The sequence below is a fragment of the Pseudomonas umsongensis genome (genome assembly GCF_012647205.1).
Classification (GTDB): domain Bacteria; phylum Pseudomonadota; class Gammaproteobacteria; order Pseudomonadales; family Pseudomonadaceae; genus Aquipseudomonas; species Aquipseudomonas umsongensis.
The window spans coordinates 3,817,122-3,839,468 of record NZ_CP051487.1 but is presented as its reverse complement, the minus strand read 5'-3'; the positions used below and the strand labels follow the sequence as shown (position 1 = coordinate 3,839,468).

Genomic DNA, 22,347 nt, shown 5'->3' with positions numbered 1-22,347 from the left:
TGGCGAGCGCGACTCAGGAATCTTTTTATGAGCAAGGACAATCTGACACTGCATTACTTCGACGCCGAGATGCGCTATCTGCGTGAGGCTGGCAAGGAGTTTGCCGAAGCCTTTCCAGACCGGGCGGCGCAACTGAATCTGGACAAGCAGGGCGCTCGTGACCCGTCTGTGGAACGCCTGTTCGAGGGTTTTGCCTTCCTGATGGGACGCTTGCGCGAAAAGCTTGACGATGACCTGCCGGAGCTGACCGAAGGCCTGGTCAGTCTGTTGTGGCCGCATTACCTGCGCACCATTCCGTCGCTCTCGATAGTCGAGTTGGCACCGGAGCTGGGGAAGATGAAGCGCAACGAGTTGATCGAAACTGGTTTTGAAGTGCTGTCGCAGCCCATCGGTGTGCAGCGCACCCGTTGCCGATACACCACCACCCAGGACCTGACACTGCGGCCACTCGCCCTGGAGTCTGTGCGTCTGGCCCACGAGCCGGACGGGCGTTCAGTGCTGCGCTTGCGCTTCGCCCGCGGAGCGATGAGCACCTGGAACGAGATGGACCTGAGTCGCCTGCCGCTGTACCTCAATGCCGACGCATCGCTGGCCAGTGCGCTGCACCAGGCACTGACCCTGAACGCTCAAGCCTTGTATGTACGCCTGCCTGACCAGTCGGGTCGTACTCTGCTGGACGGTTATTTTTCGCCCAAGGGGTTCGCCGATGACGATCGATTGTGGCCCAAGGGCGACAGCGCTTTCAGCGGCTATCAGCTGTTGCTTGAGTATTTCACCTTCCGCGAGAAGTTCATGTTCGTCACCCTGTGTGGACTGGAGCTTGTGCTCATCAAGCCAGGCGATCTATGGTTCGAACTGGAGGTGGTGTTACGCGAACCGTGGCCGCAAGCGTTCAACCTGAGCACCGGGCACATTCGCTTGCATGCGGTGCCGGTGATCAATGCGTTCACACTGGAGTCCGACCCGCTGGCACTGCAGCCGCTACAAACCGACTACTTGCTTCGCCCCATGCGTTTGCAGGACGGTCATACCGAAATCTATTCGGTGGATCAGGTCACTACGTCGAGTAATGGCGACCGCCAGGACTACATACCGTTCAGCAGTTTCCGCCACAAGGGCGGCATGTTGCGGGATGAGATGCCCGAGCGTTATTTCCATACCCGCTTGAAACGAGGCACCAATGGCCTGCATGACACCTGGCTGATCCTCGGCGGCGACGGATTTGACAAGGACCGGCTAGACGTGAACCAAAGCCTTTCGCTGCGCCTGACCGGCACCCATGGCCAGCTTCCGCGCAATGCGTTGCAAGGCACACTGCTCGATACGCTGGCACAAACCTCAAAGATCGGTTTGCAGGTGCGCAATCTGTGCGCACCCACATTGCCGTGTTACCCGCCGAACCGCGACCGCTTCCACTGGCGAGTGCTCAGCCACCTGGGCTCAAACTTCCTGCCGATGCTCGACAATGCTGAAGTATTGCGTGGCACACTGGCGTTGTATGACTGGACGGACGACGAACTGAACCGGCGGCGCCTGGCGGCCATCGTCGAGGTCAGGCACCACCTCCTGCAGCGTTTTGAAAAAGGCTTTCTGCTGCGCGGTGTCGACATCGAAGTCACACTGGATGCCAACGGTTTTTCCGGCGAAGGTGACATCAGCCTGTTTGGCGAGATGCTCCATCGCTTCTTCGGTTTGTACGCCGATATCCACCTGTTCAACCAGCTCACGCTGATCCTTCAACCTTCTGGAAAATGTCTGCGATGGCCCGAGAATCACAGTCAACGTATTCCCGGCTGAACGCTCGGGCTCTCTTCCAAAGAGGGGTTTGCCAGCCACAGATTTCGGTCGTTCCAGATAGACCGCGAGAATCAGCTACCCTCTATGAAACCATTGTCATCCGCGAAGCTCGAAACAAACGGGTGCAGTTACCGGGGCGCAGAGCGAGTCGATGCCGTTTCTAGAAGATAACCACGGGTGTGCCGGCTGGAACGGCGAAATGGCCGGGCGCATTCGTGCGTTCGACTGGAGCCGGACTGAGCTTGGGAGCCTGGAGAACTGGTCCAGGAGCCTGTGCAGCGCGGTACAGCTGATGCTCGCCTCGCCGCTGCCGATGGTGATGCTCTGGGGCCGGGCCGGCTACATGATCTACAACGACGCCTATTCGATATTTGCCGGCGGGCGCCATCCCTACCTGCTGGGTTGCGCGGTGGAGCTGGGTTGGCCGGAAGTCGCCGACTTCAACCGGCATGTGGTCGACACCTGCCTGGCGGGGGGGACCTTGTCCTACCGTAACAAACAGCTGGTGTTGCTGCGCGACGGCGTGCCCGAAGACGTCTGGCTGGACCTTTACTACAGCCCGGTTGCCGATGATGACGGGCATCCTGCCGGCGTTATGGCGATGGTGGTCGACACCACCGAATTCGTGATTTCCGAACGTCTGCGCCAGGCAGCGGAAAATGCCTACCGCGCCGACAACGAGCGGGTACGCCTGGCACTCAATGCCGGAGCCTTGCTCGGCTCATTCGTCTGGGATCTCAAGGCCAATACCCTCAGCGGCGATGAACGCTTCGCCCGCACGTTTTCCTTTCCCCCAGGGCAAAGCCTGGACAATTTGCCCCAGGACCTCGCACAAGCCCATATCCATCCCGATGATCGCAGTTGGGTTGAGGAACAAGTCAGGCAATCGATACAGACCGGTGTGCCGTATAACGCCGAGTACCGGGTGCTACGTCCCGACGGCAGCTACCTGTGGGTGCTCGCCAGCGGCTGCTGCGAATTCGATGAGCAGGGCCAGGCCTTTCGTTTCCCCGGCGTGTTGATCGACATCCACGAACGCAAATCCGCGGAAGAGTCCTTGCTCAGGTTTACCCGCAACCTGGAGCAGCGTGTGGCCGACGAAGTCGAAGCGCGACTGGCGGCAGAAGAGCAACTGCGCCAGTCACAGAAGCTAGAGGCAATCGGCGGCCTGACCGGCGGCGTGGCCCACGACTTCAATAATCTGCTGCAAGTGATTGCCGGAAATCTGCACTTGCTCGCCCGTCATGAACCGGACAATGCCAACGTGCAGCGCCGGGTCAATGCGTCCATTGCCGCGGTTGAGCGCGGCGCAAAACTGTCCTCGCAGTTGCTCGCGTTTGCCCGGCGCCAGCCCTTGTCTCCGGCGGTTTGCACGGCGCAGCAGATTTTCGATGGCCTGGGTGAACTGTTGCAGCGTGCGCTGGGGGAAACCATCCATGTTCACATGAGCACCCCCGTTGACCCCTGGTCGGTCTTCGTCGATCGCAACCAGCTGGAAAACGCCATCCTCAACCTGATGATCAATGCCCGTGATGCCATGGAGGGCGAGGGCACGATTGAACTCAGCGCCGAGAATATCACTCTCGACCGCGGGTTCTGCCTGGGCAAGGGCATCGTTGCCGGTGACTACGTGCGGGTCACGGTTGCGGACAGTGGCCTGGGCATGTCGCCGCAAGTGCTTGGGCAGGCGTTCGAGCCGTTTTTCACCACCAAGCCCGATGGCCATGGCACAGGACTGGGCTTGAGCATGGTGTTCGGTTTCGTCAAGCAGAGTGGCGGACATATCGAGATGGCCAGCGTCGTTGGGCAGGGCACCCGGGTGCAGATGTATTTTGCGCGCAACCTGCGCTCGATGGACAGTGAACTACCCAGTGCCGATGTGCTGCAACGGGGCGCGAACGAGCGGATCCTGGTGGTCGAGGACAATGAGGCAGTGCGCGTTTCAACCGTGGAGCTGCTGCGCGAAGAGGGCTATCAGGTGCTCACCGCCGCCAATGCCGACGCGGCCATGCAGATGTTGCTGGAGGGGGCGGCGGTGGACTTGATCTTCACCGACGTGGTCATGCCCGGGCTGATAAAAAGCTCGGATCTGGCGGCATGGGCCAAGGTACAGAATCCCCCGGTGGCGGTGTTGTTCACCTCGGGCCACACCCGTGACATTATCTCTCGCAATCATCAGCTGAGCCCGGATACCCATTTGCTGAGCAAGCCCTATGGGCCGCAAGCGCTGACCCGGACGATTCGTACCGTACTCAACGGCTAAACATTTCTTCACTGTAGGAGCTGCCGCAGGCTGCGATCTTTTGATCTTGCTTACAAAAATCAAAGTCAAAAGATCGCAGCCTTCGGCAGCTCCTACATGTGTATCGCGACCTTCTTGACTCAAGGCTACCCCATGACCGACAAGCGCATCCCTAACCCTCCCTCCGGCATGGTCAGGGTGCGCGGCGCCCGGGAGCACAACCTCAAGAACGTCGATGTCGACATTCCCCGCGATGCCCTGGTGGTGTTCACCGGGGTGTCCGGTTCAGGAAAGTCGTCCCTGGCGTTTTCGACGTTGTACGCCGAAGCACAGCGCCGCTATTTCGAATCCGTGGCGCCTTATGCGCGACGCTTGATCGATCAGGTGGGCGTGCCGGATGTCGATTCCATCGAAGGCTTGCCGCCCGCGGTGGCCTTGCAGCAACAACGGGGCACGCCGAGCACGCGTTCCTCGGTGGGCAGCGTGACGACTTTGTCGAGCCTGATCCGCATGCTGTATTCGCGCGCCGGCAGTTACCCGGCGGGCCAGCCGATGCTCTACGCCGAAGACTTTTCCCCGAACACGCCACAGGGTGCGTGTCCGCAATGCCATGGCCTGGGCCGGGTGTACGAGGTCACCGAGGCGTTGATGGTCCCGGACCCGAGCCTGACCATACGCCAGCGTGCCGTCGCCTCCTGGCCGATGGCCTGGCAAGGCCAGAATCTGCGCGACATCCTCGTGACCCTGGGCTACGACGTCGATGTGCCCTGGCGCGACCTGCCGAAAAAGCAGCGTGACTGGATTCTGTTCACCGAAGAAACCCCGACGGTGCCGGTCTACGCCGGGCTCACCCCGCAGGAAACCCGGGTCGCCCTCAAGCGCAAGATGGAGCCGAGTTACCAGGGCACCTTCACCGGCGCACGGCGCTATATCCTGCACACCTTCACCCATTCGCAAAGTGCGCTGATGAAGAAGCGCGTCTCGCGCTTCATGCTCGGCAGTCCTTGCCCGCTGTGCGAGGGCAAGCGCCTCAAGCACGAAGCCTTGTCGGTGACCTTCGCCGGCTACGACATCGGTGAGCTGTCGCAGATGCCACTGCTGCAAGTCGCCGAAGTTCTAAAGCCGGTGGCAGCCCGGCATTACCTCGAAGAGGGCGATGAGGCGGGAGAGGTATTGACTCACCTGCAGACCCGTCAGGCCCGCGAACAGCGTGTAGCCCACGGCGCCAGTGGTCACGCCAACGCCCCCGATGTGCGCCACACGCCGAATCTCTCGGTGGAAAAACGCCTCGCCGCGCAACGCATCGCCCAGGACTTGCTGGAACGGGTCAGCACCTTGATCGACCTGGGACTCGGTTACCTGGCCCTGGAGCGCAGTACGCCGACGCTGTCGTCCGGCGAGTTGCAACGCCTGCGCCTGGCGACGCAACTGGGCTCGCAGTTGTTCGGCGTGATCTACGTACTGGACGAACCCTCGGCCGGTTTGCACCCGGCCGATGGTGAGGCGCTGTTCGAAGCCTTGCAACGCTTGAAGGCGGCGGGCAATACCTTGTTCGTGGTCGAGCATGACCTGGAAACCATGCGCCGCGCCGACTGGTTGATTGATGTTGGCCCGGCGGCGGGCGAGCATGGCGGGCGGGTGCTGTACAGCGGTGCACCGGCGGGATTGGCAGAAGTGAGGGATTCGCAGACTCGCGCCTACCTGTTTGCCGAGCACGTCAGCCAACCCCGTCGCGCGCGCAAGGCCAGCGACTGGCTGCGCCTGGAAGGCATCACGCGTAACAACCTGGACAACCTCAATGTTGAGTTTCCGTTGGGCTGTTTTACGGCGGTGACCGGTGTGTCGGGTTCGGGTAAGTCCAGCCTGGTCAGCCAGGCATTGCTGGAACTGGTCGGCGCGCAACTCGGGCGCCCCGGCGTCGACAGTGAACCGCTGGAGGAACTGAGCCTGGAAGACGATGCACCGACCGTCGTTGGCGGGCAGGTCACGGCGGGGCTGGCGTCGATCAAGCGGCTGGTGCAGGTCGATCAGAAGCCCATTGGCCGCACACCGCGCTCCAACCTCGCGACCTATACCGGGCTGTTCGACAATGTGCGCAAGCTTTATGCGGCAACGCCCGAAGCGCAGGCGGCAGGCTACGACGCGGGGCAGTTTTCCTTCAACGTTGCCAAGGGCCGCTGCCCGACTTGTGAGGGGGAAGGTTTTGTCAGCGTCGAATTATTGTTCATGCCCAGCGTCTACGCACCCTGTCCGACCTGCCACGGCGCGCGCTACAACCCCGAGACGCTGGCGATCACCTGGCAGGGCCGGACCATCGCCCAGGTGCTGCAATTGACCGTGGACCAGGCCGTCGAGGTGTTCGCCGAACAAGCGGCGGTGCGTCGTTCCCTGGAGGTGCTGCGCGATATCGGCCTGGGTTACCTGCGCCTTGGCCAACCGGCAACCGAGTTGTCCGGAGGCGAAGCCCAGCGCATCAAGCTGGCTACGGAACTGCAGCGCAACCCCCGCGGGGCGACGCTCTACGTGCTCGACGAACCGACCACTGGCCTGCACCCACGTGACGTCGATCGCTTGTTGGAGCAATTGAACAACCTGGTGACGGCGGGGCACACGGTGATCGTCGTCGAACATGAAATGCGCGTGGTGGCGCAGAGTGACTGGGTGATCGATATCGGACCCGGGGCCGGGGATCAGGGTGGCAAGGTTGTGGTGGCGGGTGAGCCGCAGAAAGTGGCCAAGAGCAGAAAGAGCCGGACGGCGCCGTTTCTTGCCAGGGTCCTTGGTGAGGCTTGAGCCAATGTCGTTCTTGCGGGCCTCTTCGCGAGCAGGCTCGCTTCCACAGGGGATCCAGGTACACCGGTAAAAGTCAGGTCGGCTTTAAGGCCGCCTCGCTTTGCTGTTGATCTGGGGCGCCCCGTTAACCACGCTGGCCGAACGCAGGCATTGCCCATCGCGGCGACAATGGATATGTACTCCGACAGCAAATTTCACACAGGGCTTCCTGTGACGCCCCGCATCACCGTCGTGCACGGCTCAAGTCATGCGTCGACAGCGGAACGCGGAGCGTCCCTGGCGGCATTCCCACGCAGAGCGTGGGAACGATCAATCGTCGGAACGCCGCCCGGAGCAGGCTCGCTCCCACAGGGGATCCAGGTGCACCCGTCATCCACAATGGATCTATGGCGTTCGCAATTCCAATGTGGGAGCAGGTCGGCTCCGGGCGGCGTTCCGACGAATCTATCAGGCGCTGTCGAGGGTGCGTCGTACCTTGTCCAGCAGTTCATTGATCTGGAATGGCTTGATCAGCATTTCCATACCGTCGCCGAGAAACACCTGGCGGTTGATCGCGGTTTCGGCATAGCCGGTCATGAAGAGGATCGGCAGATGTTCGCGCCACCCCCGCGCAATATCGGCAAGCTCGCGGCCGCTCATGCGCGGCAGGCCGACATCGGTCAGCAACAGGTCGATGGATTCGTCGTTCTGCAGGCGTTCGAGGGCGCCTTCGATGTCGCCCACCTGGGTGCAACGGTAGCCGGCATCCACCAGCACTTCGGCAACGAACATGCGCACTGACGGCATGTCTTCGACGATCAGCACGTGCTCTCCGCCACCCTGGGCGGGCGTCGCCGTGGGTTCGACGGTGACGGCGCTGGGGTCGGCGCTGGCCGGCAACATGATGGTGACTTCGGTACCGCGCCGCGCCACGCTGCGGATGTGCGCATCGCCGCCCGACTGGCGGGCGAATCCGTAGATGGTCGATAACCCGAGCCCGGTGCCCTGGCCCAGGGGCTTGGTGGTGAAGAATGGGTCAAACACTTTATCGATGACGTTGTGTTCGATGCCGGTGCCGTCGTCGCGCACCGACAGGGCGACATAGGCGCCATCGGCCAGGTTGGGGTCACCGTGGGAATAGGCGGCATAGGTGTTGACCCAGATATTGCCACCCTGGGGCAGGGCATCGCGGGCATTGATCACCAGATTGAGCACCGCGCTTTCCAGTTGAATCGGATCGACCAGCGCAATGGCCGGCTTGCTCGTCAGTTCAAGCTTGAGGGCAATGCGTTCGCCAATAGTGCGTACCAGCAATTCCTCGAGGGAGCGGATGTGCTCGTTGATGTCCACGGGCCGGGTATCGAGTGGTTGCTGACGGGCGAAGGCGAGCAGGCGGTGGGTCAGGGAGGCGGCACTCATGGCCGAGTTCAACGCCGCTTCGGCATAGAAGGACACCTTGTCGGTGCGGGACTCGGCGACACGTTTCTGGATCAGTTCCAGGCTGGTGATGATGCCGGTGAGCAGGTTGTTGAAATCGTGGGCAATACCGCCGGTCAGCTTGCCCAGCGCGTCCATTTTCTGCACCTGCAACAGCTGGGCTTCGGTGCGCGCGCGCTCGGCGACTTCGTTGGCCAGTTGTGTCGTGGCATCGTCCAGGCGCGCCAGGTGCGAGCGTTCACGGTGACGGTGCTCGGTGACATCCTCGACGAACACCAGGCTCAGTGCCGGCGTGCGATAGGGTGAAATCTGCCACTCGGTTTCGCGAATTTCGCCCTGCACCCGCATGCTCAAGGTGCCTTTCCAGCGCTCGCCATACGCCAGGCGCAGGCGCAGTTCCTCGATGACCGCGCACTGGTCGTCGGCGAAACACTGGCGCAGGGTATCCGGGTCGAGGTTGTCCTGGATCAGTTGGGCAAACGCATGGTTGCATTCGTGAACCTTGAGTTGTGCATCCAGCACGGCGATGGGGGCCGATACGTTGACGAAAATCTCGCGAAAGCGTGCCTCGCTTTCACGCAGGGCATTCTCGGTTTCGCGCACCCGCAGCAAGGTGCGCAGGGTCGCCAGCAATACATCCGGGTCCACCGGGTGGATCAGGTAAGCGTCGGCTCCGGCGTCGAGGCCGGTGATGATATCGCCGGTCTGGATCGACGCCGCGGACACATGAATCACCGGGAGCAGGGCGGTGGCAGGTTCCGATCGCAGTTTGCGCACGATGTCGAAGCCACTCATGTCCGGCAGGTTGACGTCGAGGATCAGGGCATCGATCGTCACGCTGGCGATCAACTCCAGGCCTTCACTGCCGGTGCCGGACTCCAGCACTTCATAACCGTGACGCTCCAGGCGCCGACGCAAGGCGTAGCGCGTGGCAACGTTGTCATCGACGATCAGCAAGCGCAGGTCACGTTTCATCGGCAGGCTCCATGGCGATGGCCAGCGGGATGATCACGAAAAAGGTCGAACCCACACCGGGTGTGCTCTGTACCCCGACTTCGCCGCCCAGCAACATCGCGAAGCGTTTGCACAGCGACAACCCGAGCCCGGTGCCACGCAGGCGTTTTTGCAGTGGGGAGTCGACTTGCGAGAAGTCTTCGAATAATGCGCCATGCAGTTCGTGAGCGATACCGATTCCGCTGTCGCTGACGGCGAAACGTACGTAGTCGCGGTTTTCCAGTTGCGCCGAGACCCGGATCTCTCCACGGGTGGTGAACTTCAACGAATTGGCAATGAAATTGCGCAGGATCTGCGCGAGCTTCTTGTCGTCGGTGTACAGGCGGGGCAGGCCCACAGGCTCCTCGAAGATCAGGTCAACGGCGGTGGTATCGACAATCGGGCGAAACATGCCACGCAGGGCGGCGAACAGGTCCAACATATCGAACCAAGCCGGTGAAATGGTGATGCGCCCGGCTTCGATCTTCGCCAGGTCGAGCAGGTCATCGACCATGTCGCTCAGCTCTCGCGCGGCGTTACTGACGAAGGCCACCTGCTTGTGCTGCTCGCTGCTCAAGGGCCCGTCGAGCTCATCGGTCAGCAGGCTGGCGATGCTCAGGATCGACCCCAGTGGCGTGCGAAACTCATGGCTCATGTAGGACAGGAAGCGGCTTTTGAGGTCCGAGGCCTGGCGCAGCTGTTCGGCCTGGGTATCGAGTTCTGCGTACAGCGCCAGGACGCCCTGGTTGGTTTCATCCAGCTCGGCGCGCAGGGCAACGGCTTCACCCTGCAAGCGCTCGATCAGTGCAGCTTGTTCGTCGATTTGACTCATGGGCGTTTCAGCCATGGGCTGCCTCCAGGGCTATGACCAGTACGGTGACATCGTCTCGTCCACGACAGAAATCGCGGTGCAGGATGGCGGCAATCACGGCAGGATGGCGGTGCACCAGGCCGGGGTAGTCCGCAAGGTTCCAGCGCGACTGCAGGCCATCGCTGTACATGATCAGCAGTTGTCCGCTCACCTGAGCATAGTCAAAGGGCTGCGCCTTTCGAAACTGCCCGCCGACGATGCCGGGATGGGAGGCCAGGCCGCGGGATTGACCCGGTGCGACCAGGCAGGCGCCGATATTGCCGATGCCGACGAATTTCAATGCATCGCTGCCAGCGTCGAACTGGGCAATGGCTACCGCACCGCCACGGGTGCCCATCATGGCTTGATGAATGTCATCCAGCACCCGCAGCGGCGAGTCGAATGGCAGCATTGCGTAGGCTTTCTCGCCAGCACGGGCGGCGCGTTCGGCTTCTTCACCATGCCCCAAACCATCGATCACCAGGGCACTGATGCGCGGTCCGTCAAATGCCAGGTGCCAGGTATCACCGCAAGCGGGATCCTGGTGCAACGAATGCTGGCTGATACCGATGCGTCGGTCCGCGGCCTTGTCCGTTCGGGGATACAACCGTGTGAGCAGCACGGCACCCCGTGAATCGGCATAGACATCGAACACTTCAGCCTGCCGTGACACAGTACCCAAGCCGATGCCCTGGGTGCCGCCGGTGGAAAAACCGTCGGCCAGGCAGGCGTGCAAATCGAAGCCCTGTGCGCGGTCGATGGCGAGCATCTCGATACCGGCGCCGCTGGCACGGGGAATGACCCTGAGGTGCAATTCGCCACGGCTGGCGTGCTTGAGAATGTTGCTGGCAAGCTCGGTAGCGACCAGCGCTACCCGCCCCGCATCCGTGGCGTCGAAGCCGTGTTCCTGCGCGAGATTCTGTGCGGTGCGTCGTGCGTGGCCGATCTGGCTGTTGTCCTCGATGACCAGCACTTGGGTCATCGAGCCGCCGATGTTCATGTCCATCGGGTAATCGTTACGCGAGTACCCTTTCCCGGCGCAGTATCGAGTTCGAATTCATTGACCAGCCGCTTGGCACCGGTCAGGCCCAGGCCCAGGCCGGAACCTGAGGTCCAGCCATCGGTCATTGCCAGTTTGACGTCGGGGATTCCCGGCCCCTCGTCACGGAATACCAGCCGCAGGCCGGTACGCGGGCTTTCATCGAGGATTTGCCAGTCCATGTCGCCTCCACCGCCGTACACCATGGTGTTGCGCGCCAGCTCGCTGACCGCGGTCACCAGCTTGGTCAGGTCGATCAGGCGCATGCCGCAATCCTGGGCGAGTTTGCGCGCCAGTTGCCGAGCCAGGACGACGTCCTGCTCGATGTGAATCGGATGAGTGCCGCTGCTGCGCACAGTCATTGGTTGCGTACTCGTTCGTGAAGCAGTTTCATCCCGCGCTCGACATTCAGCGCGGTACTGACACCAGGCAGGTTCAGTCCAAGCTCCACCAGGGTAATGGCCACGGCTGGCTGCATGCCGACCAGCACGGTCTCGGCATCCATGATTTTCGACAGCCCGGAGATGGTCCCGATCATCCGGCCAATGAATGAGTCCACCATGTCCAGGGCGGAGATATCGATCAGCACGCCGCGCGCGGACGTCTTGCTGATGCGTTCGGACAGGTCGTCTTGCAGCGTCAGCGCCAGCTGGTCATGCATGTCCACCTGGATGGTCACCAGCAGGAAGCCACCCATTTGCAGTATCGGAATGCGCTCCATGGGCTCAGTCCGCCTTGTTGACGGAGAGTCCCAGCCGGGTCAGGGCCAGTTTCAGGGCATCAGCCAGGTTGGCCTTGGTCACCACGCCTTGCAGGTCCAGCCCCAGGTGCACGATGGTCTGGGCAATCTGTGGGCGAACGCCGCTGATGATGCAGTCGGCTCCCATCAGGCGAATCGCGGTGACGGTCTTGAGCAAGTGCTGGGCGACCAGGGTGTCGACAGTCGGCACGCCGGTGATATCGATGATGGCGATTTCCGAACCGGTGTCGACGATCCGCTGCAGCAGCGATTCCATCACCACTTGGGTACGTTGCGAGTCCAGCGTGCCGATCATCGGCAGGGCCAGGACGCCGTCCCAGAGCTTGACCACCGGGGTCGACAACTCCAGCAGTTCTTCCTGTTGCCGCTTGATCACGGCTTCGCGGGACTTCTGGAACGTGCGAATGGTGTGCATGCCCAGGGCGTCGAGCAATTCGGAGATTTCCCAGAGTTGCTCGGCCAACAAAGCCGGGCTGTCCTGGTAATGATTCTGCAGCAGGGCAAAAAGCGGACCCTTGAGCGAGAAGATGAAGCTGGCGGTCTGGTGCGAATCCTGGCCGAGCAGCGCACGGCTATGGGAGAGCTTGTCGAGAAACTGGCGAATTTCATCCCAGCCGACTGTTGCGATGTTCTGGTCATTGCCGTTTTGCAGACCCGAAATCACCAGTTGCAGGAATTCCGCTGTCTGCTGTTGCAGATCCTTCTCTTTGAGGTTACGCGTGGCGCCACTGGCCTCCAGGCTATTTTTCCATTCGGCGAGCAGTTGTGCCTGGTTGTTCTTCATCGCATCGAGAGTGCTGGTTTGCAGTGCCGCCATGGAACGTGTCTCCTTGAGTGTTGCGCCCGATTCCCAGAAAAAATGAACGACGCAAAAGCAATGACATTTAGCGAATGAAATAGTTGTGCGCGTTCGACAGCAATTTTCATTCGCTTATACATGCACTGTAGGAGCTGGCGCAGCCTGCGATCTTTTTTTTTGCATCGACACCGCTGGCGATGAGGCCTGGCGCAAATAAAAAGACCGCATCGACCGATGCGGTCTTTTTATTTGATCAGGGCTATTTGTCTGGATGGGCAGCCTGAAGTTTTTTCGCCATATCCAGGTGTTTTTCCAGCCCCGGCAACATTTTTTGTGCAAAACCCTTGAGTTCCGTTGCGCCTTTGGTCCTGTCGTCGGTCACGGTGTTGGCTTGTTTCTTAAATAACTCGATGGTGTCTTCATGCGCCTTGACCTGGTTGTTGGCATAGGCCGAATCAAAAGACTCGTCACGCATATCGAGGATCTTTTCCTTGGCCTGCTTCACCATTGTCGTGTTGTCCGGCACTTCAATGTCATTCTTTTTCGCAATGGCCACCAGCTCATCGTTGGCCTTGGAATGGTCGGTGATCATCATATTGGCGAAGGCTTTGACATCGGCTGACTGGCTTTTTTCCAGGGCCAACCGACTGGTTTCGATTTCGGCGATGCCGCCCGCGGCGGCCTTGTCGACAAAGTCATTATCGGTTGCCGCGAAGGCCGCGCCCATGCTGGTGCTCAAGGCGACGGCCAAGGTGAGATGGCGCAGGTTAAATCCTTCCATTGGTTCTTCTCCACACAGTTTTCATGGGTGATCGAATTGATCGTTATAGTGTGGAGGTCGCGGAGGGGGCGAAGGTTTTATCGCATTTGCGACAGGACGACGAACGGGCACCGCTGGTCTGACAGATGGTCGACAGAACAGGTCAACCAAGGCCATTCTGATAGTTGGCGAACGCAATCAATCGCGTTTGCTACCGATTAACAAACGGAGGTGTTCCATGCCGGTGCCCCACGACCTTTTTCAGGATTTGCATTGCACGAAGGAAGAAATCCAGCAGAAACGCACCAAGGACCCGTTACTGGATTCACTGATCAACAAATACTCGCTGGCGGATGCCGAAGTGGTAAAGGCAGAGGAAGCCAAATCCAGTGATGATGCAGTGACGAGGCTCAAGGCGAAGCGTTTGGAGGTCAAGGACAAGATCGTCAAACAGCTCCAGTCGTCCTCCTGATGCATGTGGTGAGCCACCGACGGTCGGTGGCTGAATAATTGGAACGGCGATATTAACCGGCACCTCGAATGTTCAAAGCCCGATGACGTGGCTACAGGCGAGGTGCCCCATGGCTGATCCAAGATTTCCCAGCGAAGAACAAGGGGGCTACGACCCCATTCCGACCCATCCCGAACCCCTGAGCCCCGGTCGCACTGCCGGCAACCCGGAGGATGAACCGGGCATTGATGAATTGCCGAATAACGAGGGTGCCATCCCCATGGATCAGGATGACGGCACCGACATCGATCGGGAACGGGTGCGTGAAGAAACTGATAATGCGGTGCGCGATGGCGAATCCGATCCGCGGTAGTCAAATTCACGACAAACCCTGTGGGAGCGAGCCTGCTCGCGAAGAGGGCCTGACAGTCGACATCGATGTTGTATGCGCTGCAGTCTTCGCGAGCAGGCTCGCTCCCACCGGTTTAGCCTTTTATTGCAGCGCCGTACTCAGCGGCAATCGCACCAGGTTTTTCGCTCTCAACGAGCCAAAATACAACCAGTCCCCGTACTCGCGCGCGGTGGTTATCGGCGAATAATTGCCGCTACTGCCATCCTGCAGGTTGGCGATCACCTTGCCATCAAGGTCAAGGCCCAACACAAAGGCGCGTTTTTCCACCGGCTTGGGCAGGACAGTCATTGCCCGGGCGATCATCTTGCGCACAAATGGGTATGGCGCAGTTTTGTCGAGCAAGGCGTTGCGTGGCGTATACAGCGCCACCCAGAAACGGTCGCGGCCGTTGAAGGCCAGGTTGTCGGGCAATCCCGGCAGGTTGTCGATGAACAGGTCATGGGTGCCGGCTTTCGACCCGCTCAACCAGTAGCGGCTAATGCGATACGCGCCGGTTTCGTTGACCAGCACGAAGGCATCGTCCGGACCCAGGGTGACGCCATTGGCAAACTCAAGCTTGTCCAGCAGCATCGTGGTCTTGCCGGTCTGGAAGTCATATCGCAGCAAGCGTCCGTCGCCGCCATGTTCGATGATTGCATCAAGGTCCTCGCCGTAGCCGAACCGGCGGGAGGCGTCGCTGAAGTAGGCATAGTGCCCGGGTTTATCGATGACCACGTCGTCGGTGAACCCCAACGGCACACCGTCGGCGCTGGTGGTCAAGGCCACCAGGCGACCCTGGGCGTCCAGTGACAGCAAGCCTTTGACGGCGTCGGCGATTACCAGCAACCCATTGGGGTGGCGGGCCAACCCCAGGGGCCGGCCGCCGGTATCGGTCAACACCTTGGTGTCCTGGCCGTCCAGGCTGGTGCGAATGACCCGGCCATCATGCAACCCGGTGATCAGTGCATTATTTTCCAGGAGCAGCGCTTCGGGGCCATCGATGTCCGCGGCGCCGACGCGTACCACGCCCTTGAGGCGCTGGTTGTCCGCGTACGGGCCGCTGCTGAGGGACGGCGCGGCTTCTGGGCTCCAGGCTACGGGCTGCACTTTGGTCGGCATCAATAGCAGGAAAGCGCCGAGGGCGATGATCAGCAGCAGTAACCCATGGTGAAACCTTATCGGTCGGCTCACGCACGGACTCCTGACAGGGCCAGGTATTTTTGCGCGGTGTCGCGAAGCGCTTGCATGGACGCCGCCGATTCGCGATCGATCCGCCGCTTGAGCAGCAATTGGTTGGCCATTCGCATCGCCAGGCCACTGAACCGGTATTCCAGCGTGCGCACGAACCGCGTGCCACTACCTTCGGCCGCGCATTCGTAAGTCAGCAGCAACGACAGGCCATTATCGCCATGGGCCCGGGCAATCCAGCGGCGTCCAGGCAGATACTCATCGACTACCCAACTCAAGTGCCCGTCACGCCCACCGGCGCGGATGTCCTCCTCGAACCGCGCGCCAGCATGCAAAGGCCCCTTCGGGCCGTTGATCCGCAGGGACGATGGATGCCACTGCGGCCAACGGGTCACCGTGCTGGCATAGGCGAGCACGGCAACGGGATTACCGGCGATGTCGATCTGATGCTGCATGCGGGTCATGGGCGTTCTCTTGAGGTCCTCGATGGCCGGTTCCGGTTCCGGCTCCCAGTAGAGGGTGCCGAACAGGTAATCCATCAACGGAAAAACGATGTTGAAATTACGTTGCTGCATCATCTCGCGACGGTGATGCAATTCATGCAGGCGACGCATCTGGCGGATCCACGGCAGGCGCGTAATCCGGTTGTGCGGCGGCAGGTGTTCACACGCATGGAACACTTCATAGATCAGGTACCCCAGGACCAGGCAGCCGCCCACCAGCCCGGCGACGTTGACGTCCAAGGGCTTGAGCAGCCACCACAGGGGCAGGGCGATCAGCAGCGTGTGCAACACGATCAGCCAGGCCGGGAACAGGATGACGCGCCAGTCGCGAGCGTTGTCATACGTCATTTTGCCGGGGGCGAAAAAGCTGTGGTGGTCGCCGGCATGTCGGGCATAGAACATCCGCGCGAAGTTTTTTTTGTGATGGCCAAGGTGACGATGCACCATGTACACAATGAAACTGAACAACCACAGGGACACCGGCACCGCCAGCCATTCAAGGGGCTGTACCTGGTGCACGGTGCTCCAGAAAACACCGATCGCCACCAGGCCGAACATCAGCACGAAGGTGCCATGCAGCCAAGGGTTATAGCGGGGATGGATGTCACAACGGTAACGGGCGCGAAATGCTTCGGTGGTCTGCCTCACTGCAATCACCTGTCGTTATTGTTATCTCCAGCAGATTAGTCGATCCCGCGGTTTTGGTTGGTAGCTGCCCCTGTATTTTTGCTGGCGTGTCCACGATCCCATTGTGGGAGCCAGCCTGCTGGCGATGAGCGCCCGGACAACGCGATCATCCAGACAGGGCGCGTTATCATTGACATCCATCGCCAGCAGGCTGGCTTCCACAGGAGATTGGGGGGTATTTGCAAAAGTCAGGGCGCAATCAGCTCAGCGGGTTCCAGCGTTGTGACCAGTCGTCATCGCTGCTGATCACCTCGCGCAGCAGATCGAAAGCTCGCTGTAGAGCTGCCGAATCGCGGTCGCGTGAGTACACCAGGTAGGTCGGATAGCTGAACTCCGGGGCCTTGGGCACGGGCTCGAGCATGCCGTTTTCCAGGTAGCTCTGGACCACCCGCGTGCGGAAGTAGCCGCTACCGCCGTGTTCGAGGATGTACTGCAAACCCAGCGGGCCAAGATTGAAACTGAGCGCCGCCTTGGCTCTTTCCGGCAGGGCGGCATCGTGCTGGCGCCTGAAGTGCTGGCCCCAGTCGATGTACACGTAGGGTTCGGGGCGTTCGGGGTGGCGCACGAGGATGAGTTTTTCTTCGAGGATCTGTTCGACTTGCAGGCGTGGCCAGTATTCGGGCTGATAAACCAGCGCTGCATCGAGCACCCCAAGCTCCAGTTGGCGCAGCAGGTTTTCGCCGTCGCGGATTTCCATGCGCAGCGCATGGCCGGGAATCCTGTCGCGCAATACGCCGGCCCAGCTGAGCATCAACGGGTTGCACAGGCTGACCTCGCCACCGATGTGCAGCACGTCGTGGAACCCCTCGGGCAAGGGCAAATCCCGGCGTGCGGCTTCCCAGGTTTCCACCAGTTGATTGGCATAGATCACGAAAGCCTCGCCATTGGGCGTCAGGCGGGCACCGGCACGGTTGCGCACGAACAGCGTGCTGCCCAGGTGACTTTCCAGCTTCTGTACCCGCGCGGTAATCGCGGTCTGGGTGACGTGGAGTTTCTCGGCGGCCGCGGCAAGGCTGCCGTGGCGGACGATTTCCAGGAAGGTGCGGGCGAGATCGATGTCCATGGGGCGGCCGGTGCGGGAGATGTTCGCATTGTAGGGCCTTAAATCAAAAGATCGCAGCCTGCGGCAACTCCTACAGAGAACGCGTTCCCCTGTGAGCTGCCGAAGGCTGCGATCTTTTCAACTTAAAACGCGAAGCACGAACAGCCAAACGCCCCCCAGAACCCGCGAAAGTCACTCACTGGAGCATTCGATAAACGCGCCCGTTCGTGACTGTGCGCATGCACCGCGCAAGCCCCGACGCATTGATGAACCTGAGTCGTCAGCGGTGCCGATGGCTTCCAGTGGCCGGGCACCTTCGCCACGGGCGACCACTCCGGCACCACGGGGATGGGCGGGGGGCCGAGTTTTTCGAACTCGTTACTGGCGTAGACAACCTTGCCATCGACAAGGGTCAGCACCGATTCGATACCCTTGATGTCTTCGGTTTCCATGTGGAAATAGTCGGCCGACAGCGCGATCAGGTCAGCCAGTTGCCCAACCTTGATCTGGCCCTTCTTGCCTTGCTCGGACGAAAACCAGGCGCTGCCGTGGGTAAATAGCTCCAGCGCGGTGTCACGGCTCAAGCCTTGTGGATACAGCGCCAGGCCGCCGACAGTACGACCGCTGACCAGCCAGTACAGTGAAGTCCACGGGTTGTAGCTCGACACCCGCGTCGCATCCGTGCCCGCGCCTACCGGTACGCCCTCGGCCAGCATGCGTGCAATGGGCGGGGTGTGCTCGGCAGCCTTGGCGCCATAGCGGTCGACGAAGTACTCACCCTGGAAGGCCATGCGATCCTGGATGGCGATGCCGCCGCCCAGTGCTTTGACCCGCTCGATGTTCTGTGGGGTGATGGTTTCGGCATGGTCGAAAAACCACGGCAAGCCGTCGAACGGAACGTCGCGGTTGACCTTCTCGAATACATCGAGCATGCGGCTGATGGATTCGTTGTAGGTGGCATGCAGGCGAAACGGCCAGCGTTGTTCCACCAGGTGGCGTACCACCGGTTCCAGGTCTTGCTCCATGGAAGCGGGCAGGTCCGGGCGCGGTTCAAGAAAATCTTCGAAGTCCGCCGCCGAGAACACCAGCATTTCCCCGGCACCGTTGTGCCGCAGGAAATCGTCGCCCTGGCCGTAGCGCGAGGTGCTGGTCCAGTTCTTGAAATCGGTCAGCTCTTCCTTGGGTTTCTGGGTGAACAGGTTGTAGGCGATGCGCACGGTCAGTTGCTGATCCTTGGCCAGTTGCTGGATGACCTGATAGTCGTCCGGGTAGTTCTGATAGCCACCGCCGGCGTCGATCGCGCTGGTGACACCCAGGCGATTGAGTTCGCGCATGAATTGCCGGGTGGAGTTGACCTGATACTCCAGCGGCAGTTTCGGCCCCTTGGCCAGGGTTGAATACAGAATCATGGCGTTGGGCCGGGCGATCAACATACCGGTGGGGTCGCCGTTGGCATCGCGCTGGATTTCACCGCCCGGCGGGTTCGGCGTATCGCGGGTATAGCCCACCACTTTCAGCGCGGCGCGATTGAGCAGCGCACGGTCGTACAAGTGCAGGACGAACACCGGTGTGTCGGGCGCGGCCTTGTTCAGTTCGTCGAGCGTGGGCAGGCGCTTTTCGGCGAACTGGAATTCGTTCCAGCCACCGACCACCCGTACCCACTGCGGCGTGGGTGTGCGGTCGGCCTGATCCTTGAGCATGCGCAGGGCATCGACCAGCGACGGCACGCCTTCCCAGCGCAGCTCAAGGTTGTAGTTGAGTCCGCCCCGGATCAAGTGCAGGTGCGAGTCATTGAGGCCCGGAATCACCGTACGCCCGTGCAAATCGATGACTTGCGTGCCAGGGCCTTGCAGGGCCATGGCCTGGGCGTCGCTGCCAACCACCACGAAGCGCCCGTCCTTGATTGCGACGGCACTGGCCTGGGGTTTCTTGCGATCGACGGTGTGCAGGCGTCCGTTGTAGAGAATGAGGTCGGCGGGGGTGTCTGGCATGGTTTTACTCCCTGCGAACAGCGGGCTGATCCAGGCACCGAGGGCGCCTGCGGACAGGCCTTGGAGTACATGGCGGCGGTTGACGCCGTTGTGATCCTCAGGTGGGCTCATGTCAGTGCTCCGCGCAACGTGAGTTGAGGGTAAACGCTTACGGCAGCCGCATGCGGCCAGATGGAATATAGACGGCAAATCCGCAGGTAGCCGTTTTCAGGCGCGCAAAACGACGAATCCCGCCACAAGGGGCGGGATTCGTTTGCAGCCAGGGACGCTTGCGCAAGTCGCAAGCGGCTCGCTTAGGCCGGGAACAGCTCGGACAGTTTCATCGCCAGCATCATGTCGCCTTCAGCGCGCAGCTTGCCGCCCATGAACGCTTGCATGCCGTCGGTTTCGCCGCTGACGATGCCTTGCAGGGTTTCGCCGTCCATCACCAGGGTCACCTGGGCGTCCGGGTTTTCGCCTTCCAGCAATTCACAGGTGCTGTCCTTGACGACCAGCGAAAAGTTCTTGGTGTCGTCGATGCGGAAACCGAAGACCAGGTCCAGACCGGCAGCAGCGGCTGGGTTGAACTTGGCTTTCATTGCTTGTACGGCATCAGCTACGGAGGTCATGGTTTGATCCTTTTTTTGGTAATAAGAGCTGGGTGATTACAGCCAGGGTCACAATAGTCCGGACTCAGCGAAACGTGATGAGTTCCGGGGCCTTCAACAGCTGCAGGTGTGCATGACTGTTGAAGGAAGCCAGGGCCACTTCGCGACCACGGAATTTCAGGTGGTTGAGCGAGGTGTTAACGATTTGCCAGTTCAATTCAAAAGCCTGTTTGGCAGGCATTTGCGTAATGAGGTGGAGCAGGGCGGTGATGGTGCCGCCAGAGGTGAATACGGCGATTTTCTGGGTGTTGTCGGCTTGTTCGAGGATACGCTGCAAGCCGGCCTGCACGCGTTCGACAAAGCCCAGCCAACTTTCCAGGCCCGGCGTGTCGTAGGTGCCGGTGAGCCAGCGTTCGATGATCAGGGCAAAGATACGCTGGAACTCGCCACGGTTCTGTGCGGCGTTGCGCAGGATGTCCAGCGCTTGCGGCTCGTCCGCCAGCATGGCAGGCAACAGCGCGCGGATCACCGCGTCGGCGTCGAATTCATTGAACGCGCTATCGGTCTCCAGGATCGGCACCGGCAGGCCCACCGCGGCGTATTGTTCAAGCGCGCTATTGGCCGTATGTTGCTGGCGGCGCAGGTCGCCCGACAGGCACCGATCGAAGCTGATCCCGAGTTCGGCCAGGTGCCGACCGAGGATTTCTGCCTGGCGGATACCGGTGGGCGACAGGACGTCATAGTCGTCTGCACCAAAGGAGGCCTGGCCATGTCGAATCAAATAGATACTGCCCACGTCCGCGTCATCCCGGTACGTTGAAGGTTTGGCGAGGTTATGGGGATGACGGTGAGCTGTCAATGAAAAAACATACGCTTGTTTGAAATGCTCGTTACAGGCCTGTTGCCAGAGGTTTCACGGCTGGTAGCAGGAGCGGCGCATGGGTATGCTGGTGGTATCCCGCGCGCTTGCATGCCGCGCAACGTTTAAGGAGTCCCCGTGGAGTTTTTGTCCGAGTACGCCGTTTTCCTGGCCAAGACCGTGACCCTGGTGATCGCCATCCTGGTGGTGCTGGCCAGCTTTGCGGCCTTGCGCAGCAAAGGTCGACGTAAATCAGCCGGCCAGTTGCAAGTCAGCAAACTCAATGATTTCTACAAAGGGTTGCGCGAACGCCTGGAGCAAACCTTGCTCGACAAGGACCAGCTCAAGGCCTTGCGCAAGACCCAGGCCAAGACCGAGAAAAAACAGAAGAAACAACCCGACGCCAAGCCCCGGGTATTCGTGCTGGACTTCAACGGCGACATCAAGGCCTCCGCCACTGAAAGCCTGCGACACGAAATCACCGCGCTGCTGACCCTGGCAACGCCCAAGGACGAAGTGGTACTGCGCCTGGAAAGCGGTGGCGGCATGGTCCACAGCTATGGCCTGGCCTCCTCGCAACTGGCGCGCATCCGTGATGCTGGCGTGCCGCTGACGGTGTGCATCGACAAGGTCGCGGCCAGCGGCGGCTACATGATGGCCTGCATCGGCGAGAAGATCATCAGCGCGCCGTTTGCCATCCTGGGCTCGATTGGCGTGGTGGCACAGTTGCCCAACGTCAATCGCCTGCTGAAGAAACACGACATCGATTTCGAAGTCCTGACCGCCGGTGAATACAAGCGAACCTTGACCGTGTTTGGCGAGAATACCGAGAAGGGCCGGGAAAAATTCCAGGAAGACCTGGACATCACCCATCAGTTGTTCAAGAACTTCGTTGCCCGCTATCGCCCGCAACTGGCTATCGACGAAGTGGCTACCGGTGAAATCTGGCTCGGTATTGCCGCGCTGGACAAGCAACTGGTCGATGAACTCAAGACCAGCGACGAATACCTCGCCGAACGGGCGAAAAAATCGGAGCTTTACCACTTGCACTACGCCGAACGCAAAAGCCTGCCGGAACGAATTGGCATCGCGGCCAGCGGTTCGGTTGATCGCGTGTTGTTGAGTTGGTGGAGCCGGTTGACCCAGCAACGCTTCTGGTAACGTTCAACGCCTTTAAACCAATGAAACCGTGGTAATCG

At 60.6% G+C, this 22,347-nt stretch carries 19 protein-coding genes; 6 read left to right on the top strand and 13 right to left on the bottom strand.

Annotation, left to right across the window (positions count from 1 at the left end; translation table 11 throughout):
- Positions 1 to 27 precede the first annotated feature (27 nt).
- The 3 genes from tssF to HGP31_RS17220 all read left to right on the top strand — a co-directional run bounded on the left by tssF (position 28) and on the right by HGP31_RS17220 (position 6,832).
- Positions 28 to 1,797, top strand: a complete 1,770-nt coding sequence (gene tssF, locus HGP31_RS17230; protein ID WP_033041244.1) for a type VI secretion system baseplate subunit TssF — start codon at positions 28 to 30, stop codon at positions 1,795 to 1,797.
- Positions 1,798 to 1,948: 151 nt separating this feature from the next.
- Entirely contained in the window at positions 1,949 to 4,060 is a 2,112-nt protein-coding gene (locus HGP31_RS17225) for a hybrid sensor histidine kinase/response regulator (RefSeq protein WP_080725303.1), read from the top strand.
- A 132-nt stretch (positions 4,061 to 4,192) separates the two neighbouring features.
- Complete coding sequence (locus HGP31_RS17220) at positions 4,193 to 6,832, top strand: excinuclease ABC subunit UvrA (protein WP_083349229.1); 2,640 nt, start codon at positions 4,193 to 4,195, stop codon at positions 6,830 to 6,832.
- Positions 6,833 to 7,279: 447 nt separating this feature from the next.
- On the opposite strand, the gene HGP31_RS17215 is transcribed toward HGP31_RS17220, so the two are convergent.
- The 7 genes from HGP31_RS17215 to HGP31_RS17185 all read right to left on the bottom strand — a co-directional run bounded on the left by HGP31_RS17215 (position 7,280) and on the right by HGP31_RS17185 (position 13,470).
- Entirely contained in the window at positions 7,280 to 9,223 is a 1,944-nt protein-coding gene (locus tag HGP31_RS17215) for a response regulator (RefSeq protein ID WP_168758278.1), read from the bottom strand.
- Complete coding sequence (locus HGP31_RS17210; RefSeq protein WP_168758277.1) at positions 9,213 to 10,088, bottom strand: sensor histidine kinase; 876 nt, start codon at positions 10,086 to 10,088, stop codon at positions 9,213 to 9,215. The genes HGP31_RS17215 and HGP31_RS17210 overlap by 11 nt, the downstream gene beginning before the upstream one ends.
- Positions 10,081 to 11,091: an ATP-binding protein gene (locus HGP31_RS17205; RefSeq protein WP_168759189.1), complete on the bottom strand. Its 1,011-nt coding sequence runs from the start codon at positions 11,089 to 11,091 to the stop codon at positions 10,081 to 10,083. Before HGP31_RS17205 ends, HGP31_RS17210 begins: the two co-directional genes overlap by 8 nt.
- A complete protein-coding gene (locus HGP31_RS17200) occupies positions 11,088 to 11,492 on the bottom strand; it encodes an anti-sigma regulatory factor (protein ID WP_033040509.1) in 405 nt (134 codons plus the stop codon). Before HGP31_RS17200 ends, HGP31_RS17205 begins: the two co-directional genes overlap by 4 nt.
- Positions 11,489 to 11,851, bottom strand: coding sequence for an STAS domain-containing protein (locus HGP31_RS17195; RefSeq protein WP_168758276.1), 363 nt, complete (start codon positions 11,849 to 11,851; stop codon positions 11,489 to 11,491). The genes HGP31_RS17200 and HGP31_RS17195 overlap by 4 nt, the downstream gene beginning before the upstream one ends.
- 4 nt (positions 11,852 to 11,855) lie before the next feature.
- A complete protein-coding gene (locus HGP31_RS17190; protein WP_033040504.1) occupies positions 11,856 to 12,707 on the bottom strand; it encodes an STAS domain-containing protein in 852 nt (283 codons plus the stop codon).
- 241 nt (positions 12,708 to 12,948) lie between these two features.
- On the bottom strand, positions 12,949 to 13,470 hold the full coding sequence (locus HGP31_RS17185) for a DUF4142 domain-containing protein (protein ID WP_168758275.1): 522 nt from the start codon (positions 13,468 to 13,470) through the stop codon (positions 12,949 to 12,951).
- A 217-nt stretch (positions 13,471 to 13,687) separates the two neighbouring features.
- On the opposite strand from HGP31_RS17185, the gene HGP31_RS17180 reads away from it, so the two are divergent.
- Together HGP31_RS17180 and HGP31_RS17175 are read left to right on the top strand one after the other, a co-directional pair.
- Positions 13,688 to 13,921, top strand: a complete 234-nt coding sequence (locus HGP31_RS17180) for a DUF465 domain-containing protein (RefSeq protein WP_033044393.1) — start codon at positions 13,688 to 13,690, stop codon at positions 13,919 to 13,921.
- A gap of 109 nt (positions 13,922 to 14,030) precedes the next feature.
- Entirely contained in the window at positions 14,031 to 14,273 is a 243-nt protein-coding gene (locus HGP31_RS17175) for a hypothetical protein (RefSeq protein ID WP_020799159.1), read from the top strand.
- A 120-nt stretch (positions 14,274 to 14,393) separates the two neighbouring features.
- Here HGP31_RS17175 and HGP31_RS17170 read toward each other — a convergent pair whose 3' ends face one another.
- The 6 genes from HGP31_RS17170 to HGP31_RS17145 form a co-directional block, all read right to left on the bottom strand.
- Positions 14,394 to 15,482: an SMP-30/gluconolactonase/LRE family protein gene (locus HGP31_RS17170; RefSeq protein WP_168758274.1), complete on the bottom strand. Its 1,089-nt coding sequence runs from the start codon at positions 15,480 to 15,482 to the stop codon at positions 14,394 to 14,396.
- Complete coding sequence (locus HGP31_RS17165) at positions 15,479 to 16,630, bottom strand: sterol desaturase/SRPBCC family protein (RefSeq protein ID WP_168758273.1); 1,152 nt, start codon at positions 16,628 to 16,630, stop codon at positions 15,479 to 15,481. Before HGP31_RS17165 ends, HGP31_RS17170 begins: the two co-directional genes overlap by 4 nt.
- Positions 16,631 to 16,868: 238 nt before the next feature.
- Positions 16,869 to 17,732, bottom strand: coding sequence for a LysR family transcriptional regulator (locus HGP31_RS17160; RefSeq protein ID WP_020799155.1), 864 nt, complete (start codon positions 17,730 to 17,732; stop codon positions 16,869 to 16,871).
- Between the two features lie 122 nt (positions 17,733 to 17,854).
- Entirely contained in the window at positions 17,855 to 19,702 is a 1,848-nt protein-coding gene (locus tag HGP31_RS17155; RefSeq protein ID WP_033044395.1) for an amidohydrolase, read from the bottom strand.
- A gap of 293 nt (positions 19,703 to 19,995) precedes the next feature.
- Complete coding sequence (locus tag HGP31_RS17150) at positions 19,996 to 20,310, bottom strand: SCP2 sterol-binding domain-containing protein (protein ID WP_008059234.1); 315 nt, start codon at positions 20,308 to 20,310, stop codon at positions 19,996 to 19,998.
- 64 nt (positions 20,311 to 20,374) lie between these two features.
- Positions 20,375 to 21,085 carry a histidine phosphatase family protein gene (locus tag HGP31_RS17145; protein WP_033040234.1) on the bottom strand — a complete coding sequence of 237 codons (711 nt, stop codon included), beginning with the start codon at positions 21,083 to 21,085 and terminating at the stop codon, positions 20,375 to 20,377.
- 201 nt (positions 21,086 to 21,286) lie between these two features.
- Here HGP31_RS17145 and sohB point away from each other — a divergent pair, with 201 nt between their 5' ends.
- Positions 21,287 to 22,309, top strand: coding sequence for a protease SohB (sohB, locus tag HGP31_RS17140; protein ID WP_020799152.1), 1,023 nt, complete (start codon positions 21,287 to 21,289; stop codon positions 22,307 to 22,309).
- The last annotated feature ends 38 nt before the right edge of the window (positions 22,310 to 22,347 follow it).